A 17,548-nucleotide genomic window follows, 5' to 3' on the forward strand; every position below is an offset into this window, starting at 1 on the left:
GTCAATTACGCCACGGCGGAACGTATCTTGAAGATCTGATCCGAAGAAGAGGGGGGTTCGCGCGGTCGCCGACGTCAAAGGAGAACGGCAGCCATGACGGTAGACAATCTTTTCGGCGTTCCCGAGGCCGCGACCAACCTGATCGCCCTGCTGGCCGACGAGGGAGTCGCGCACTTCTTCATCAACCCCGGAACCGACTCCGCCCCGATCCAGGAAGCGCTGGCGGCGGCGCGCGCGGCCGGCACGCCGAGCCCGCGGGCGGTGCTGTGTGTCCACGAGAGCGTCGCGTTGGCGGCGGCTATCGGACACCACATGGCCAGCGGCCGTCCGCAGGCGGTCATGGTGCACGTCGATGCCGGGACGCTGAACCTGGGCTGCCAGCTGCACAACGCCCAGCGCAACGGGACGCCGGTGGTGATGTTCGCCGGGCGCACCCCCTACAGTTCGGCGCCGGAGGTCCGCGGCCACCGCGACGCCTACATCCATTGGCAGCAGGAGCAACTCGACCAGCCGGCCGTCGTGCGCAACTACGCCAAATGGCACATGGAGGTTCCCCGCGGGCGAGAGTTGGCCCCCATCGTCCGGCGGGCATTCCAGGTCGCCCAGTCCAGCCCGTCCGGACCCGCCTACGTCATGCTGCCGCGAGAAGCCCTGATGGAGCCCGGCAGCCGTGTGTTGCCGCGCCGGCTGCCGCCGGCCATACCGCCCGGCCCGGACCCCGGGGCCCTGGGCCGGCTGGCCGGGATCCTGGTCGCCGGGCAGCGGGTCGTCATCGTCGCGTGCCGGACCGCGGCGGAACCCGGGGCCGCGGTCGTGTTGGCCCGCATCGCCGAGCTGCTCGGTGCGCCGGTGATCGACCAGGGCGACCGCGCCAACCTGCCGTTCGGGCACCCCCTGCACGTGGTGGGCGACGCGGGCCCGCTGGAAACCGCCGACACCGTGCTGCTGCTGGACTCCGAAGTGCCCTGGGTGCCCGCACAGCTGGCCCCGCCCGCGGATGCCCACGTGGTGCAGATCGACGCGGACCCCGTCAAGGCCGGCATGCCGCTGTGGTCCTATCCGGTCGAGATCGCGCTGACCGCCGACACGCGGGTGACGCTGGTGCTGCTCGAGCAGACCCTGCTGCGGCTGGCCACCGACGAGCTGCGCGAGAAGTGGAGCGCGCGGCGGCGGGCGGCCGAATCCGATGTCGCGCAACGCCGCCGGGAGGCGGCGCGCCGTGCCGCGTCCGACCGGCCGGCCGATGCGCCCGACGCGATGCTGGCCGCGCTGGGCGCCGCGCTGCCGCACGACGCCGTGGTGGTCCAGGAGGCGGTGACCAACCGGCCCGCCGTGGCCCGGCAGGTCCAGCGGCCGCCGGGGCAGTTCTTCGACACGGGCGCACCGGCGTTGGGCTGGGCGCTCGGCGGGGCCTTCGGGGTCAAACTGGCCAGGCCGCAGGCGCCCGTCGTCGCGATCTGCGGTGACGGTTCGTTCAACTTCGGTGTGCCCACGGCCGCGTTGTGGTCGGCGCATCGCCATGACGCGCCGTTCGTGACGGTGGTCTTGAACAACCACTCGTACCTGGCCTCGAAGCTGCCGGTGATGGAGCTCTATCGGCCGGGAATATCGATGCGGGAGAACGACTTTCCCGAGACCCGGCTCACGCCGGACACCGACTACGCCGCCCTGGCGCGCGCGTGCGGGGGAAGCGGACGCAGCGTGACCACGCCGGCGGAGATGCGCGAGGCCATCGGGTGGGCGCTCGCCGAGGCGGACGAGGGCCGGTGCACGGTGCTCGATGTGCAGTTGCCGCAACCGTGACGCGGATCAATGCGCGTGGCCGGAGCGGTCGGCGTCGGGGGAGCCGCCCATCATGCGCAGCATCGGCAGGCCCCCTGAGGTGATGAACCGGGCGACGAGGACGATCGCGAGCACGCCGAAGGCGATGTTGAGCAAGGTCGTGTAGTTCCACGAGATAGAGGCCTCCAGCACGGTCGCGTTGCGTTGCGCCGGGATGAGATGCGTTGTGCCGAAGATCAATTCGACCAGGTATCCGGCGACCACCATCGCGGCGTAGAAGGTGCCCAGCAGGGTCAGCATCATCTTGGTGCCGTAGTACTTGCGGTAGATGTTCAGGATCGGGAGGATCAACAGGTCGGCGTAGATGAACGCGATGACGCCCCCGAAGCTGATCCCCCCGTTCCACAACACCGCGGCCAGCGGGACGTTGCCGATCGAGCACACGAAGGACACGATCGCCACGACGGGGCCCACGAGCGGACCCCACAGCGCCGACCAGACCGGGTGATCCACCAAAAAGAAGCTCTGCCAGAACTTCTCGGGAACCCACGCCGCGACGGCCCCCGCGATCAACAGGCCCAGGATAAGGTCGCGCAGGATCGCCAGCCACTCCATCACGAACACGTGCGAGACCGAGGTGAAGCCGGCCGGGGAGAACAGCCGCCGCCAGAACGAGCCTTCTCCTTTGACCGACATGTCCATGGCGGCATGGCCTTCCATCGATCCGGCGATTCCCTTTTCGGCCTGCTCGCGGGCGGCGTCGACGAGTCGCGAGCGCACGAACAGCCGGAACAAGGCGGCGAGCACCACGATCATCAACGGGCCGCCGACGAATTCGGCGGCGGTGAACTGCCAGCCCATCAGCAGCGCCAGGATGATGCCCAACTCCGCCACGAGGTTGGTCGAACCGATCTCGAACGCCATCGCGGCGGTGAAGTCGGCGCCCTTGCGGAACAGCGATCGCGCCAGGGCCACCGCGGCGTACGAGCACGACGACGACGCCGCCCCCAGCCCGGCGGACACCGCCAGGGTGCGGGGGCGGTCATCGCCCATCAGCGCCACGATCGTCGAGCGCCGCACCACCGCCTGCACCACCGCCGAGAGGGTGAAGCCGACGATCAGCGCCCACAGGATTTCCCATGTCATCGAACCCGCGAGCGTCAGGGCGTGCCCGATCGCCGATAGCACCGTCATCACTGAAACCTCCTGCGGTGAGCCGCCGGCGCGAGGTGAGTCTGTTCCGACGGATCGGACTATACCCCTTGGGGGTATAAGGGCACAGGGCCCGATCGTCCGGCGGTTCCTCGGACCCTAGAATCGCTGGCAAATAGCCGGGTCCGGGCGCGTCGACGCAAAACCCACACCGGGGCAAAGGCCGCAGCGGCGCGGCCCGGCGACGAATATGGACGAACCACCGCGCGCGGCCGTCGCCGCCGCGAAAACAGCGTGAACGGGCGCTTTCGCATGAAACTCACTGACCACGCCCACGCCGGCACCGGCTCGCCGGGGCGTTTAGGACACCGGGAACGGGCAAATACCCGACACACCGGTGTCGCCACCGCTGTCACAGAGACAACACCAGGCACACTGGTAACAACAGTTTTGCAGACGCCAGGAGGGTACGGCCGTGTATCGAGTGTTTGAAGCGCTGGATGAATTGAGCGCCATCGTCGAAGAAGCCCGCGGCGTCCCGATGACGGCCGGCTGCGTGGTGCCCCGCGGCGACGTGCTGGAGCTGATCGATGACATCAAGGACGCGATTCCGGGCGAGCTGGACGACGCCCAGGACGTGCTGGACGCGCGCGATTCCATGCTGCAGGACGCCAAGACGCACTCCGAGTCCATGGTCGAATCGGCGACCACCGAGTCGGAGTCCATGCTCAACCACGCCCGCGCGGAGGCCGACCGGCTGCTGTCGGACGCGAAGGCGCAGGCCGACCGGATGGTGAGCGAAGCCCGCCAGCACAGCGAGCGCATGGTCGGCGAGGCCCGCGAGGAGTCGATGCGCATCGCCACCGCGGCCAAACGCGACTACGAGGCCAGCGTCGGGCGCGCCCAGGCCGAGGCCGACCGGCTGCTCGAAAACGGCAACATCTCCTACGAGAAGGCCGTGCAAGAGGGCATCAAGGAACAGCAGCGCCTGGTGTCGCAGAACAGCGTGGTCGAGGCGGCCAACGCCGAGGCCACCCGGCTCATCGACTCGGCGCACGCCGAGGCCGACCGGCTGCGGGGCGAATGCGACATCTACGTCGACAACAAGCTCGCCGAGTTCGAGGAATTTCTCAACGGCACCCTGCGGTCGGTGGGCCGCGGCCGCCACCAACTGCGGACGGCGGCCGGGACGCACGACTACGCCGTGCGCTAGCGTTTCGCCGCCCGCCCAGCGGGCGGGCGAGCCCTGGAATTGTGCGGCCGGCGCCGTAGGATTTCCGATATGACGCGCCAGCACACCACCTCATCGACGCGCGGCGGTGCGCCTCGGCTATCTGGGCCGATGACGTTCGACATCACCCGGCTCGGGCGGCGGCCCGGCGCGATGGTGACCGTGCGCAACACCGTGCCTAGCCGGGCCCGCATCGGGCTGGACATGATCGCGATCGAGGCCGGCGCCCCCCTGGAACTGGACCTACAGGTCCAGTCGGTGTCCGAGGGCGTCCTGGTGACCGGGACGGTGACCGCGCCCACCGCCGGCGAATGCGCGCGGTGCCTGACCCCGCTCGACGGGACCGTGCAGGTGCGGTTGACCGAACTGTTCGCCTACCCGGACAGCACCACGGAGGCGACCACCGAGGAGGACGAGGTCGGCCACATCGTCGACGACACCATCGACCTCGAGCAGTCCATCGTCGACGCGGTGGGGCTCGAACTCCCGTTCTCGCCGGTGTGCACGCCGGATTGCCCGGGGCTGTGCCCCGAATGCGGGGTGCCGCTGGCCGCCGAGCCGGGCCATCAGCACGACCGCATCGACCCGCGCTGGGCCAAGCTGGCGGGCATGTTCGACCCCGAGGCGGACGAATCGCGGGGTGAGCGGTGAGCTCACGGCAGGCTCTGCTCGACGCCCTCGGGGTTGAGCTGCCCGACGAACTGCTGTCCTTGGCGCTGACGCACCGCAGCTACGCCTACGAACACGGCGGGCTGCCGACCAACGAGCGGCTGGAGTTTCTCGGCGACGCCGTGCTGGGCCTGACCATCACCGACGAGCTCTACCACCGCCATCCCGATCGCAGCGAGGGGGACCTGGCCAAGCTGCGGGCCAGCGTCGTCAACACCCAGGCGCTGGCCGACGTCGGGCGAAAGCTCTGCGACGGGGGCCTCGGGGTGCACCTGCTGCTGGGGCGCGGGGAGGCGAACACGGGCGGGGCGGACAAGTCGAGCATCCTGGCCGACGGCATGGAATCGCTGCTGGGTGCGATCTACCTCGAGCACGGGATCGACGTTGCGCGCGAGGTGATCCTGCGGTTGTTCGGCCCGCTGCTGGACGCCGCGCCGACGCTGGGGGCCGGGCTGGACTGGAAGACCAGCCTGCAGGAGCTGACCGCGGCCCGCAGCATGGGCGCGCCGTCCTACGTCGTCACCTCGACCGGCCCCGACCACGACAAGGAATTCACCGCCGTGGTCGTGGTGGCCGACACCGAATACGGCTCGGGCGTGGGCCGCTCCAAGAAGGAAGCCGAACAGAAGGCCGCGGCGGCGACCTGGAAGGCGCTGGAAGCGCTGGACACCGTTCCCGGCAGCTGAATCGATGCCCGAACTGCCCGAAGTCGAGGTGGTGCGCCGCGGCCTGCACGCCCATGTGGTGGGAAAGACGATCACGGCCGTCCGGGTGCACCACCCGCGCGCGGTCCGACGCCACGAGGCGGGGGCCGCGGACCTGACCGCCCGGCTCCTCACCGACCGGATCACCGGCACCGACCGGCGCGGTAAGTACCTGTGGCTGCTGCTCGACAGCGACGCGGCGCTCGTCGTGCACCTCGGCATGAGCGGGCAGATGCTGCTCGGCGCGGTGCCGCGCGCCGACCACGTCCGGATCTCCGCCCTGCTCGACGACGGGACCGTGCTGAGCTTCGCCGATCAGCGCACCTTCGGCGGGTGGATGCTCGCCGACCTGGTCGAGGTGGACGGCAGCGTGGTGCCCGAACCCGTCGCGCACCTGGCGCGTGACCCGCTGGACCCCCGGTTCGACGCCGACGCCGTCGTAAAGGTCTTGCGGCGCAAGCACTCCGAAATCAAGCGCCAGCTGCTCGACCAGCAGGTGGTGTCGGGCATCGGCAACATCTATGCCGACGAGGCGCTGTGGCGGGCCAAGGTGCACGGGGCGCGGATCGCCGACGCGCTGACCCGCAAGCAGTTGACCGCCGTGCTCGACGCGGCCGCCGACGTGATGCGTGACGCGCTGGCCAAGGGCGGGACCTCGTTCGATTCGCTGTACGTCAACGTCAACGGCGAATCCGGATACTTCGACCGCTCACTGGACGCCTACGGCCGCGAAGGCCAGGGCTGCCGCCGCTGCGGCGCGGTGATGCGCAGGGAGAAGTTCATGAACCGCTCGTCGTTCTATTGCCCGAAATGCCAACCGCGCCCGCGTGTTTGAGTGTGAAGACTTGGCTTTGACGGTGACCACACGGTTGCGACACGCCGAGGGTGGGTGACCGGCTTTCACACGGGACGCCCCGCGTTCACACTCGACTACGCAAAAGGTGCATCACTCGAAGATGTCACGGCGCAGCGTCCCCGTGGGCAGCGCCGGATCCACAAACCACTCGTGGCTGAACAGCGCGCCGAACACCTGGGGCGGCAACCGCATCAGGAGCCCGAACAGGCGCGCGCCCAGGCCCGAACTGCCGATCTGGGAACGGTGCGCGGCAAAAGCGTCCCGCTTCTGGCGGGCGAAGCGGAACACGTTGACCCGGTGGGTGATGGTCGCGCGCGGGGCATACGCGCCCCGGACGATGTCACGTTCGTACGGTCCGGGCAGCCGCAGCAGGTGCGCGAGATCGCTGACGCGAAGCAGCATTTCGCGCGGCATCGTCACCTCGAGCACCCGGGGAATCGCGGCGAGCTCGGCGGCTCGCTTGCCGACGTGGTGCACCTGCACATGATCGCGGTGGCCGTAGCCGCCGTTGGGCTGGTAGCTGAGCAGCAGATCGGCGCGCTCATCGCGAAGGATGGTGGCCAGCCGCCCCGCCGCCTCGTCGAGGTCCGCCCGCCCGAATCGGGTGCGCCCGGGCGGATCGGGGTAGAACAGCGGGCCGTAGCCGCTGTCGGCGTAGCCGAGGCACTCCACCCGCTGGGCCCCGAGAATGCTTGCGCTCGACCGCAATTCGCCCAGCCTGTTGCCGTCCTCGTTGTGCACCCGCCCGTCGGTCGCCGTGACCACGACGACGCGATGCCCGGCCGCGGACGCGCGCGCAAGCGTGCCGCCGGTGAGGACCACCTCGTCGTCGGGGTGCGCGTGGAACGCGACGACGGTGGCCATGCCAAACAGTATGCCCGCGCGTCACGGCGCGGCCGGCCGGTAGAAATGAGCCATGGCCGAACTATGGGTGGAACGCACCGGAACTCGCCGCTACACGGGATACAGCTCGCGGGGAGCGCAGGTGCTCGTCGGCTCCGAGGACGTCGACGGCGTGTTCACTCCCGGCGAGCTGCTCAAGATCGCGCTCGCGGCCTGCAGCGGGATGTCCAGCGATATGCCGCTGGCCCGCCGGCTGGGCGACGACTACAAGGCGGTCGTCAGGGTCTCCGGCGCGGCCGACCGCGAGCAGGAACGCTATCCGCTGCTCGAGGAGACGCTGGAGCTGGATCTGTCGGGGTTGGCCGAGGACGAGAAGGAGCGCCTGCGCGTCGTGGTCAACCGGGCCATCGACCAGGTCTGCACGGTCGGGCGCACCCTGCAGTCCGGCACCACCGTCAACTTCGAGGTGAGCGATGTCGGATCCTGACGCCCGGCTCACCGCCTGGGTGCACGGGAACGTCCAGGGGGTGGGTTTCCGCTGGTGGACGCGGTGCCGGGCGTTGGAGCTGGGCCTCACCGGCTACGCCGCGAACCAGGCCGACGGCCGGGTGCTGGTGGTCGCCCAGGGGCCGCGGGAGGCCGGCGAGAAGCTGCTGGAGCTGCTGCGGGGCGGCGCGTCCTGGCCCGCCCAGCCCGGACGCGTCGACAAGGTCGTCGCCGACTGGTCGCAGCCCCAGGAGCGTTTCGAGGGGTTCGTCGAGCGGTGACGGCGCCTGCTTCTCGTGGCTGATGTGACCACTGTGACCAGTGCGTCGCCCCGCGACGCCGCCGGCAGATTTCGGCCCGGCCGACACCCCTCGGTGAGCCTGTCCGGGATGGTTTGAGCGGTAGTCTGGCTCGCCGTGTACCTCAAGAGTCTGACGCTGAAGGGCTTCAAGTCCTTTGCCTCGCCGACGACTCTGCGTTTCGAGCCGGGCATCACCGCGGTGGTCGGGCCCAACGGTTCGGGCAAGTCCAACGTCGTCGACGCGCTGGCCTGGGTCATGGGCGAGCAGGGCGCCAAGACGCTGCGCGGCGGGAAGATGGAGGACGTCATCTTCGCCGGGACCTCGTCGCGCGCCCCGCTGGGCCGCGCCGAGGTCACCGTCACCATCGACAACTCCGACAACGCGCTGCCCATCGAGTACTCCGAGGTCTCGATCACCCGGCGGATGTTCCGCGACGGCGCCAGCGAATACGAAATCAACGGCAGCAGTTGCCGTTTGATGGACGTTCAGGAACTGCTGAGCGACTCCGGGATCGGCCGGGAGATGCACGTCATCGTCGGGCAGGGCAAGCTCGACGAGATCCTGCAGTCGCGGCCCGAGGACCGTCGCGCGTTCATCGAGGAAGCCGCGGGCGTGCTCAAGCACCGCAAGCGCAAGGAGAAGGCCCTCCGCAAGCTCGACGCGATGTCGGCGAACCTGGCCCGGCTCACCGACCTGACCACCGAGCTGCGCCGCCAGCTCAAACCGTTGGGCCGCCAGGCCGAGGTGGCCCGCCGCGCCCAGACGATCCAGGCCGACCTGCGTGACGCGCGGCTGCGGCTGGCCGCCGACGACCTGGTCAACCGCAAGGGCGAGCGCGAGGCCATCTTCGAGGCCGAGGCCGCCATGCGGCGCGAGCACGACGAGGCCTCCGCGCGGCTGGCCGTCGCGTCCGAGGAGCTCACCGCGCACGAGACCGCCGTCGGCGAGCTCTCCGGGCGCGCCGAATCGGTGCAGCACACCTGGTTCGCGCTGTCCGCGCTGGCCGAACGGGTGGCCGCCACGGTGCGCATCGCCAGCGAGCGGGCCCAGCACCTCGACGTGGAGCCGGTGGCGGCGGGCGACACCGACCCCGACGCTTTGGAAGCCGAGGCCGAGCAGGTCGCGATCGCCGAGCAGCGGCTGCTGGCGGAGTTGGCCGCGGCGCGCACCCGGCTCGACGGCGCGCGCGCCGAGTTGGCCGAGCGCGAGCGCGAGGCCGCCGAGGCCGACCGGGCGCACATGGCGGCGGTGCGCGCCGAGGCGGATCGGCGCGAAGGGCTGGCGCGGCTGGCCGGTCAGGTGGAGACGATGCGGGCGCGTGTCGAGTCGATCGACGACAGCGTCGCGCGGCTGTCCGAACGCATCGAAGCCGCCGCCGCCCGCGCCCAGCAGGCCAAGGCCGAATTCGAAACCGTGCAGGGTCGCGTCGGGGAACTCGACCAGGGCGAGATGGGACTCGACGAGCACCACGAGCGCACCGTGGCCGCGCTGCGGTTGGCCGACGCGCGGGTCGCCGAACTGCAGTCCGCCGAGCGGGACGCCGAACGCCAGGTGGCCTCGCTGCGCGCCCGCATCGACGCGCTCGCCGTCGGCCTCGAACGCAAGGACGGCGCCGCCTGGCTTACCCAAAACCATTCCGGCACAGGTCTTTTGGGTCCGATGGCCAAGCTGGTCAAGGTCCGCTCCGGCTACGAGGCGGCGCTGGCCGCGGTGCTGGGATCGGCGGCCGACGCGCTGGCCGCCGAGAGCTTCGGCGCGGCTCGGTCCGCGGTCGCCGCGCTCAAACAGGCCGACGGCGGCCGGGCCGCGCTGGTGCTCGGAGACTGGCCCGCCGATCACCCCGCCCCGCAGGCCGCCCCGGCGGGCGCGCTGTGGGCGCTCGACCTGATCGACGCTCCCGAGCGGCTGCGCGGCGCGATCACGGCGATGCTCTCGGGCGTCGCGGTGGTCGACGACCTGGACCGGGCGCTGGCCCTGGTGGCCGAGCATCCCCGGTTGCGCGCGGTCACCCTCGACGGCGACCTGGTGGGCGCCGGCTGGGTGAGTGGGGGCTCCGATCGCAAGCTGTCCACGCTCGAGGTGACCTCCGAGATCGACAAGGCCGGCGACGAGCTGACCGCCGCGGAGGCCCAGGTGGCCCAGCTGAGCGCGGCGCTGTCCGGCGCGCTGACCGAGCAGGCCGCCCGCCAGGACTCCGCCGAGCAGGCGCTGGCCGCCCTCAACGAATCCGACAGCGCCATCTCGGGAATGTACGAACAGCTCGGCCGGCTCGGCCAGGAAGCCCGCACGTCCGAGGACGAGTGGAGCAGGCTGCTGCGGCAACGCGAGGAGCTCGAAGCGGGCCGGACCCAGACCGTCGCCGAAGTCACCGAACTGGAAACCCGGCTGCGCAACGCCCAGGAGACCCAGCAGGCGCCGGCGGAGGAACCGGTGGACCGCCAGCAGATCGCCGCCGCCACCGAGAACGCGCGCAGCGTCGAAGTGGAGGCCCGGCTCGCGGTGCGCACCGCCGAGGAGCGCGCGAACGCGGTGCGCGGGCGGGCGGATTCGTTGCGCCGCGCGGCCGCCGCCGAACGCGAAGCCCGGGTGCGGGCCCAGCAAGCACGTGAGGCGCGGCTGCGGGCGGCCGCGGTGGCCGCGGCGGTGGCCGACTCCGGCCGGCTGCTGGCGCAGCGGTTGAACGGGGTCGTCGACTCGGCGTCCAAGATCCGCGACGCCCTGGCCGCCGAACGCCAGCAGCGCGCGACGGCGATGGCGGCGGTGCGCGACGAGGTGAACGCGCTGGGCGCCCGGGTGGCCGCCCTGACCGACTCGCTGCACCGCGACGAGGTGGCCAACGCCCAGGCTGCGCTGCGGATCGAGCAGCTCGAGCAGATGGTGCTCGAGCAGTTCGGCATGGCGCCCGAGGATTTGATCGCCGAGTACGGCCCGCAGAACGAGCTGCCGCCGACCGACCTGGAAATGGCCGAATACGAGCAGGCCAAGGAGCGCGGCGAGCAGGTCTTCGCGCCGGCCCCCATTCCCTACGACCGCGCCACCCAGGAGCGCCGGGCCAAGCGGGCCGAGCGCGAACTGGCCGAACTCGGCAGGGTCAACCCGCTGGCGCTGGAGGAGTTCGCCGCGCTCGAGGAGCGCTACAACTTCCTGTCCACCCAGCTCGAGGACGTCAAGGCCGCCCGCAAGGACCTGCTCGGGGTGGTCGACGAGGTCGACGCCCGCATCCTGCAGGTGTTCAGCGAGGCCTATGCCGACGTGGAGCGCGAATTCACCGAGGTCTTCACCGTGCTGTTCCCCGGCGGCGAGGGCCGGCTGCGGCTGACCGATCCGGGCGACATGCTCACCACGGGCATCGAGGTGGAGGCCCGTCCGCCGGGCAAGAAGGTCACCCGGCTCTCCCTGCTGTCCGGTGGCGAGAAGGCGCTGACCGCGGTGGCGATGCTGGTGGCGATCTTCCGGGCCCGCCCGTCGCCGTTCTACATCATGGACGAGGTGGAGGCCGCCCTCGACGACACCAACCTGCGGCGCCTGATCTCGCTGTTCGAGCTGCTGCGGGCGCGCTCGCAGCTCATCATCATCACCCACCAGAAGCCGACCATGGAGGTCGCCGACGCGCTCTACGGCGTGACCATGCAGGGCGACGGCATCACCGCGGTGATCTCCCAGCGGATGCGCGGTCAGCAGGTGGAGCAGTTGGTCACGACCTGATCGGCGGGCCGGGGCACGCCCCGGTGACCGACCGGCACCGGACCGCTTGAAACAATGTCAGCGTGTCCCAAGGTCTTTGGATCGCGCTCGCGGTCCTGATAGCTCTCGTCGTCCTGGTCGCGCTGGTCTTGGGCCTGCTGCGGTATCGCCGGCGGCGGATCAGCTTCTCGACGCGCGCCGAACCCGGGGCGATCGACCGCTCCGGCGGATACACCGCGTCGTCCGGGATCACCTTCAGCCAGACTCCGACCGTGGTGCCGCCCGAGCGGCTCGACACCACCGGGCTGCCCGGGGTGGGCGACGACGCCACCATCCCGCGTGATGCGCCGCGGCGCACCATCTCCGACGTCGACCTCCCCGAACCGGAGACCGTCGCGCCGCCACCGATCCCCGCCGCGCCACCCGAACCCGAAACCCCGGCGCCCGAGACCCCGGCGCCCGAAACGACGGCCGCCCCCGAGATCGAGGAGATCGCGCCGCCCGAGGGCCGCCTGGAACGGCTGCGCGGCCGGCTGGCCCGTTCGCAAAGCGCCTTCGGCCGCAGCATGCTGGGCCTGATCGGCGGCGGCGACCTCGACGAAGACGCCTGGCAGGACGTCGAGGACACGCTGCTCGTCGCCGACCTGGGCCCCGTGGTCGCCGAATCGGTCATCGCCCAGCTGCGCGCCCGGCTGGCCGGCAGCGACGTGCGCACCGAGGCCGACGCGAAGGCCGTGCTGCGCGACGTGCTGATCAAGGAGCTGCAGCCCGGCATGGACCGGTCGATCCGGGCGCTGCCGCACGCCGACCATCCCTCGGTGCTGCTGGTCGTCGGCGTGAACGGCACCGGGAAGACCACCACGGTCGGCAAGCTGGCCCGCGTCCTGGTCGCCGACGGGCGGCGCGTCGTCCTGGGCGCCGCCGACACCTTCCGGGCCGCGGCCGCCGATCAGCTGCAGACCTGGGCGTCGCGGGTGGGCGCCGAGGTGGTGCGCGGGGCCGAAGGCGCCGACCCGGCGTCGGTGGCGTTCGACGCCGTCGACAAGGGCATCGCCGCCGGCGTCGACGTCGTGCTCATCGACACCGCGGGCCGGTTGCACACCAAGGTCGGGCTGATGGACGAACTCGACAAGGTCAAGCGCGTGGTGACCCGGCGCGCCGCGGTCGACGAGGTGCTGCTGGTGCTCGACGCCACCATCGGGCAGAACGGCCTGGCCCAGGCCCGGGTGTTCGCCGAGGTCGTCGAGATCACCGGGGCCGTCCTGACCAAGCTGGACGGAACGGCCAAGGGCGGCATCGTCTTTAGGGTCCAGCAGGAGCTCGGCGTGCCGGTCAAGCTGGTCGGGCTCGGCGAGGGCCCCGACGACCTCGCGCCATTCGAACCGGCCGCGTTCGTCGACGCGCTACTCGGCTGACACCACCGCAGCGGCGGGCGGGACGTTAATCCCGCCGAAACACGACGGCACCATCGCCGAAACAACCATTGCGCAATCTTCTCGCAGGTCATCGGACGCATGTCCGACGTCCCATTGCGGCCCGACCGGAGGAGATTGCGAGTGACATACCCGATGCTGGGCCAGCCCAACACCGGCGATACCGCCTGGATGCTGGCCAGTTCCGCGCTGGTGCTGTTGATGACGCCGGGTCTGGCGTTCTTCTACGGCGGTATGGTGCGCGCCCGAAGCGTGCTGAATATGCTCATGATGAGCATCAGCGCGATGGGCGTGGTCACCGTGCTGTGGGTGCTCTACGGCTATTCGATCGCCTTCGGCGACGACGTCGGCAACTTCATGGGCAAGCCGACGTCCTATTGGGGCCTCAAGGGCCTCATCGGCGTCAACGCGGTGGCCGCCGACCCCAGCAAAGGCACTGCGGCAACGGACATTCCGCTCGCCGGCACCCTGCCCGCCACGGTGTTCGTGGCGTTCCAGTTGATGTTCGCGATCATCACGGTCGCGCTGATCTCCGGCGCGGTGTCCGACCGCCTGAAGTTCGGCGCCTGGCTGGTGTTCGCCGGCCTGTGGGCGACGTTCGTCTACTTCCCGGTCGCCCACTGGGTTTTCGCGTTCGACGGCTTCGCCTCCGAGCACGGCGGCTGGATCGCCAACAAGCTGCACGCGATCGACTTCGCCGGCGGGACCGCCGTCCACATCAACTCCGGTGTGGCGGGCCTGATGCTGGCCATCGTGCTGGGGAAGCGGCGCGGCTGGCCCACCACGTTGTTCCGCCCGCACAACCTGCCGTTCGTGATGCTCGGCGCCGGGTTGCTGTGGTTCGGCTGGTACGGGTTCAACGCCGGGTCGGCCACCAGCTCCAACGGCGTCGCCGGGACGACGTTCGTCACCACCACGGTCGCGACGGCCACCGCGATGCTGGGCTGGATGCTGACCGAACGCATCCGCGACGGCAAGGCGACGACGCTGGGGGCCGCGTCGGGCATCGTCGCGGGCCTGGTCGCCATCACCCCGTCCTGCTCGTCGGTCAACGTCCTGGGCGCGCTGGTCGTGGGCCTGGTCGCCGGGGTGCTGTGCGCGCTGGCCGTCGGCCTGAAATTCAAACTCGGCTTCGACGACTCGCTCGACGTGGTCGGGGTGCACCTTGTCGGCGGCCTGGCCGGCACGCTGCTGGTGGGCCTGCTCGCCGCCCCGGAAAGCCCGGCGATCAACGGCGTGGTCGGGGTGTCGAAGGGATTGTTCTACGGCGGCGGCTGGGCTCAGCTCGAGCGGCAGGCGATCGGCGCGTTCAGCGTCCTCGCCTACTCCGGTGTGGTTACGCTGATTCTGGCTTTGATCCTGAAGTACACCATCGGGCTTCGCCTCAACCCGGAAGCGGAAGCCACGGGTATCGACGAGGCCGAGCACGCCGAGAGTGGTTACGATTTCGCGGTGGCTACCGGCTCGGTGCTCCCGCCCCGGGTCGCTGTCGCGGACACCCGCAACGGCGTGAAGGAGGACCGAGTGGGCGACAAAGTGGAGGCAGAGCAGTCATGAAGCTGATCACCGCGATCGTGAAGCCGTTCACGCTCGATGACGTGAAGACCAGTCTCGAGGACGCGGGCGTCCTGGGGATGACGGTCAGCGAAATCCAGGGCTACGGGCGGCAGAAGGGTCACACCGAGGTCTACCGCGGTGCCGAATACTCCGTCGACTTCGTGCCCAAGGTGCGGATCGAGGTCGTCGTCGACGACTCCATCGTCGACAAGGTCGTGGACAGCATCGTCCGAGCGGCGCGCACCGGCAAGATCGGCGACGGCAAAGTGTGGGTCAGTCCCGTGGAAACCATTGTGCGCGTGCGCACCGGCGAGCGCGGAACCGATGCGCTATGACGCATTTCGTCAATTGCTGATTCGCCCCGGGCGGGCCGCGAGGGCATGACCCCGAACGGCTCCGATCCGCCCGGGCACCCAGCGGGGACAGGAAGCGCCGGCGGGGCAGTCGATTTGGCCGCCTCGCGGCGCCAACTGCTGTCCGAGGGCAGCAAGCTACACGCCGCCGAACTGCGGCACGCCTGGCTGGATCTGCACGAATCATGGTTGATGGCCAAGGCGGCCGAGATCGGGATCGACGACGACAGCGGCTTCGCGATCGTCGGCATCGGCGGGTTGGGCCGCCACGAGCTGCTGCCGTATTCCGACCTGGACCTGATGCTGTTGCACGACAACAAGTCCGACGACGTGCTGGGCAAGGTCGCCGACGGGTTGTGGTATCCGTTGTGGGACGCCAACGTTCGCCTCGACCACAGCGTGCGGACCGTGTCCGGCGCCCTGGGTGTGGCCAATGCCGACATGATCGCGGCCCTGGGCATGCTGGACGCACGCCACATCGCCGGCGACGCGCGGCTGTCCGAGGAACTGATCGCGGGCGCGCGACGCCAGTGGCGCAGCGCAATTCGCTCCCGGATGGATGAGCTCGTCGCGATGACGCAGGCCCGCTGGGAGCGCTGCGGGCGGATCGCGCAGCGGGCCGAGCCGGACCTGAAGTCGGGCCGTGGCGCCCTGCGCGATGTGCAGTTGCTCGACGCGCTCGGCGTGGCCCAGCTCATCGACCGCCACGGCATGGCCCGCCCGGAGTCGCCGGGCGGCTCGCTGGACGACGCCCACCTGACGCTGCTCGACGTGCGCACCGAGCTGCACCGCGTGTCCGGGCGCGGACGCGATCAGCTGCTGGCCCAATACGGCGACGAACTCAGCGCCGCGCTGCACATCGGTGACCGATTCGACTTGGCCCGCAAGCTATCCGACGCCGGGCGCACCATCGCCTACCACGCCGAGACGGGGCTGCGCACCGCCGAGATCGCCCTGCCGCGCCGCGGCGTCTCGGCGTTGGTGCGCCGGCCCAAGCGCCGCCCCCTCGACGAGGGCGTCGTCGAATACGGCGGAGAGATCGTGCTCGCCCGCGACGCGCGACCCGACACCGACGTGGGCTTGGTGCTGCGGGTGGCTGCCGCGTCGGCCGACACCGGGTTGCCGATCGGCGCCGCCACGCTGAGCCGCCTGGCCGCCGGCGCGCCCGAGATGCCGGTGCCCTGGCCGCGGGAAGCGTTGGACGACTTACTGGTTGTGCTGTCCGCCGGCCCGACGACCGTGGCCACCATCGAGGCGCTCGACCGCACCGGGCTGTGGGGCCGGCTGCTGCCCGAATGGGACGCGATCCGCGACCTGCCGCCGCGCGACGTCGCGCACAAATGGACGGTGGACCGCCACGTCATCGAGACGGCCGTCAACGCCGCGCCGCTGGCGACCCGCGTGGCGCGGCCCGACCTGCTCGCGCTCGGCGCGCTGCTGCACGACATCGGCAAGGGCCGCGGCGTCGACCACAGCGTGCTCGGCGCGGGCCTGGCCCTGGATATCGGGCCGCGACTGGGGATCTCGCCCGCCGACTCCGAGACGCTCGCGCAGCTGGTCCGCCACCACCTGCTGCTGCCGGTCGTGGCGACCCGCAGCGACCTGAACGACCCCAAAACCATTGAGCGCGTGTCGAAGTCGCTCGGCGGCGATCCGCTGCTGCTCGAAGTGCTGCATGCGCTCACCGAAGCCGACTCCAAGGCCACCGGGCCGGGGGTGTGGAGCGAATGGAAGGCGTCCCTGATCGAGGAGTTGGTTCGGCGCTGCCGGCTGGTGATGGCGGGGGAGCCGCTTCCGGAGGCCGAACCGACTGCACCCCAATATCTTTCGCTGGCCGCTCAACGCGCGGTCCACGTGGAGATCAAGCCCAGTGGCGGTGAGCGGCTGGACGTGGTGATGGCCGCCCCGGATCAGCGGGGGCTCGTGTCCAAGGCCGCGGCGGTGCTGGCGCTGAACTCGCTGCGCATCCATTCGGCGTCGGCCAGCACCGACGCGGGTTTCGCGGTCGTCGAATTCGTGGTGTCGCCGCTGTTCGGTTCGCCGCCGGAGGCGGGCCTGCTGCGCCAGCAGTTCACCGGCGCGCTCGCCGGTGACGTCGACGTGCTGGGCACGCTGGAGAAACGCGATAGCGACGCCGCCGGCGCGGCGTCCACGCGGGCCGGTGAGGTTCAGGTCGGGGTGCCGGTGACGCGCTCGACCGCCCCGCCGCGCATCCTGTGGGTCGATACGGGCACCGCCGGCCAGCTGATCGTCGAGGTCCGCGCCATGGATCGCCTGGGGCTGCTCGCGATGCTGACCCGGGCGCTGGAGCGGGCCGGAACCGACATCGTCTGGGCCAAGGTCAACACGTTCGGGTCGACGGCGGCCGACGTCTTTTGCGTGACGGCCGCCTCCGGCGGGCAAGCCGGGCGGGACGCGGTCGAGCAGAGCCTGCTCGCCGCGCTCGGCGGGCCGGCGGTCGAGGTGCTCGAGGAACCCGTCGGCGACTAACCCCGA

The 17,548-nt window shown here is 70.7% G+C and carries 14 protein-coding genes; 12 read left to right on the plus strand and 2 right to left on the minus strand.

All coding sequences use genetic code 11. The features are described 5' to 3' along the window. Window positions 1-93: 93 nt before the first annotated feature. Window positions 94-1,803: a thiamine pyrophosphate-requiring protein gene (locus QGN31_RS07465; RefSeq protein WP_014942649.1), complete on the plus strand. Its 1,710-nt coding sequence runs from the start codon at window positions 94-96 to the stop codon at window positions 1,801-1,803. A 6-nt stretch (window positions 1,804-1,809) separates the two neighbouring features. Here QGN31_RS07465 and QGN31_RS07470 read toward each other — a convergent pair whose 3' ends face one another. Then, window positions 1,810-2,976 (minus strand): permease, encoded by a 1,167-nt coding sequence (locus QGN31_RS07470; RefSeq protein ID WP_041785127.1) that lies wholly within the window; start codon window positions 2,974-2,976, stop codon window positions 1,810-1,812. A gap of 433 nt (window positions 2,977-3,409) precedes the next feature. Between QGN31_RS07470 and sepIVA the strand changes: the two genes are divergently transcribed. From sepIVA to mutM, 4 genes are all read left to right on the plus strand, one after another. Then, window positions 3,410-4,147, plus strand: coding sequence for a cell division protein SepIVA (gene sepIVA / locus QGN31_RS07475; protein WP_009956333.1), 738 nt, complete (start codon window positions 3,410-3,412; stop codon window positions 4,145-4,147). 69 nt (window positions 4,148-4,216) lie between these two features. Continuing rightward, window positions 4,217-4,816 (plus strand): YceD family protein, encoded by a 600-nt coding sequence (locus QGN31_RS07480; RefSeq protein ID WP_179293497.1) that lies wholly within the window; start codon window positions 4,217-4,219, stop codon window positions 4,814-4,816. Then, window positions 4,813-5,520 carry a ribonuclease III gene (rnc, locus tag QGN31_RS07485; protein WP_014942648.1) on the plus strand — a complete coding sequence of 236 codons (708 nt, stop codon included), beginning with the start codon at window positions 4,813-4,815 and terminating at the stop codon, window positions 5,518-5,520. The genes QGN31_RS07480 and rnc overlap by 4 nt, the downstream gene beginning before the upstream one ends. Before the next feature lie 4 nt (window positions 5,521-5,524). Further along, window positions 5,525-6,373, plus strand: coding sequence for a DNA-formamidopyrimidine glycosylase (gene mutM / locus QGN31_RS07490; RefSeq protein WP_014942647.1), 849 nt, complete (start codon window positions 5,525-5,527; stop codon window positions 6,371-6,373). A 111-nt stretch (window positions 6,374-6,484) separates the two neighbouring features. Here mutM and QGN31_RS07495 read toward each other — a convergent pair whose 3' ends face one another. After that, complete coding sequence (locus QGN31_RS07495) at window positions 6,485-7,258, minus strand: PIG-L deacetylase family protein (RefSeq protein WP_008258941.1); 774 nt, start codon at window positions 7,256-7,258, stop codon at window positions 6,485-6,487. Window positions 7,259-7,310: 52 nt separating this feature from the next. Between QGN31_RS07495 and QGN31_RS07500 the strand changes: the two genes are divergently transcribed. From QGN31_RS07500 to QGN31_RS07530, 7 genes are all read left to right on the plus strand, one after another. After that, the gene (locus QGN31_RS07500) at window positions 7,311-7,724 is read left to right on the plus strand and encodes an OsmC family protein (RefSeq protein ID WP_008258940.1); all 414 of its coding nucleotides are present in this window, start codon (window positions 7,311-7,313) and stop codon (window positions 7,722-7,724) included. Continuing rightward, on the plus strand, window positions 7,711-8,004 hold the full coding sequence (locus QGN31_RS07505) for an acylphosphatase (protein ID WP_008258938.1): 294 nt from the start codon (window positions 7,711-7,713) through the stop codon (window positions 8,002-8,004). The genes QGN31_RS07500 and QGN31_RS07505 overlap by 14 nt, the downstream gene beginning before the upstream one ends. 135 nt (window positions 8,005-8,139) lie before the next feature. Beyond that, on the plus strand, window positions 8,140-11,730 hold the full coding sequence (gene smc / locus QGN31_RS07510; RefSeq protein WP_008258935.1) for a chromosome segregation protein SMC: 3,591 nt from the start codon (window positions 8,140-8,142) through the stop codon (window positions 11,728-11,730). 62 nt (window positions 11,731-11,792) lie between these two features. Next, window positions 11,793-13,124, plus strand: coding sequence for a signal recognition particle-docking protein FtsY (gene ftsY, locus QGN31_RS07515; RefSeq protein WP_014942646.1), 1,332 nt, complete (start codon window positions 11,793-11,795; stop codon window positions 13,122-13,124). Window positions 13,125-13,277: 153 nt separating this feature from the next. After that, on the plus strand, window positions 13,278-14,699 hold the full coding sequence (locus QGN31_RS07520) for an ammonium transporter (protein ID WP_009955175.1): 1,422 nt from the start codon (window positions 13,278-13,280) through the stop codon (window positions 14,697-14,699). Then, a complete protein-coding gene (gene glnB / locus QGN31_RS07525; protein ID WP_003878721.1) occupies window positions 14,696-15,034 on the plus strand; it encodes a nitrogen regulatory protein P-II in 339 nt (112 codons plus the stop codon). Before QGN31_RS07520 ends, glnB begins: the two co-directional genes overlap by 4 nt. Window positions 15,035-15,079: 45 nt before the next feature. Next, window positions 15,080-17,542, plus strand: a complete 2,463-nt coding sequence (locus tag QGN31_RS07530) for a [protein-PII] uridylyltransferase (protein WP_083863016.1) — start codon at window positions 15,080-15,082, stop codon at window positions 17,540-17,542. The last annotated feature ends 6 nt before the right edge of the window (window positions 17,543-17,548 follow it).

It is taken from the genome of Mycobacterium sp. 2-64, assembly GCF_035918375.1.
Taxonomy (GTDB): Bacteria; Actinomycetota; Actinomycetes; order Mycobacteriales; family Mycobacteriaceae; genus Mycobacterium; species Mycobacterium intracellulare.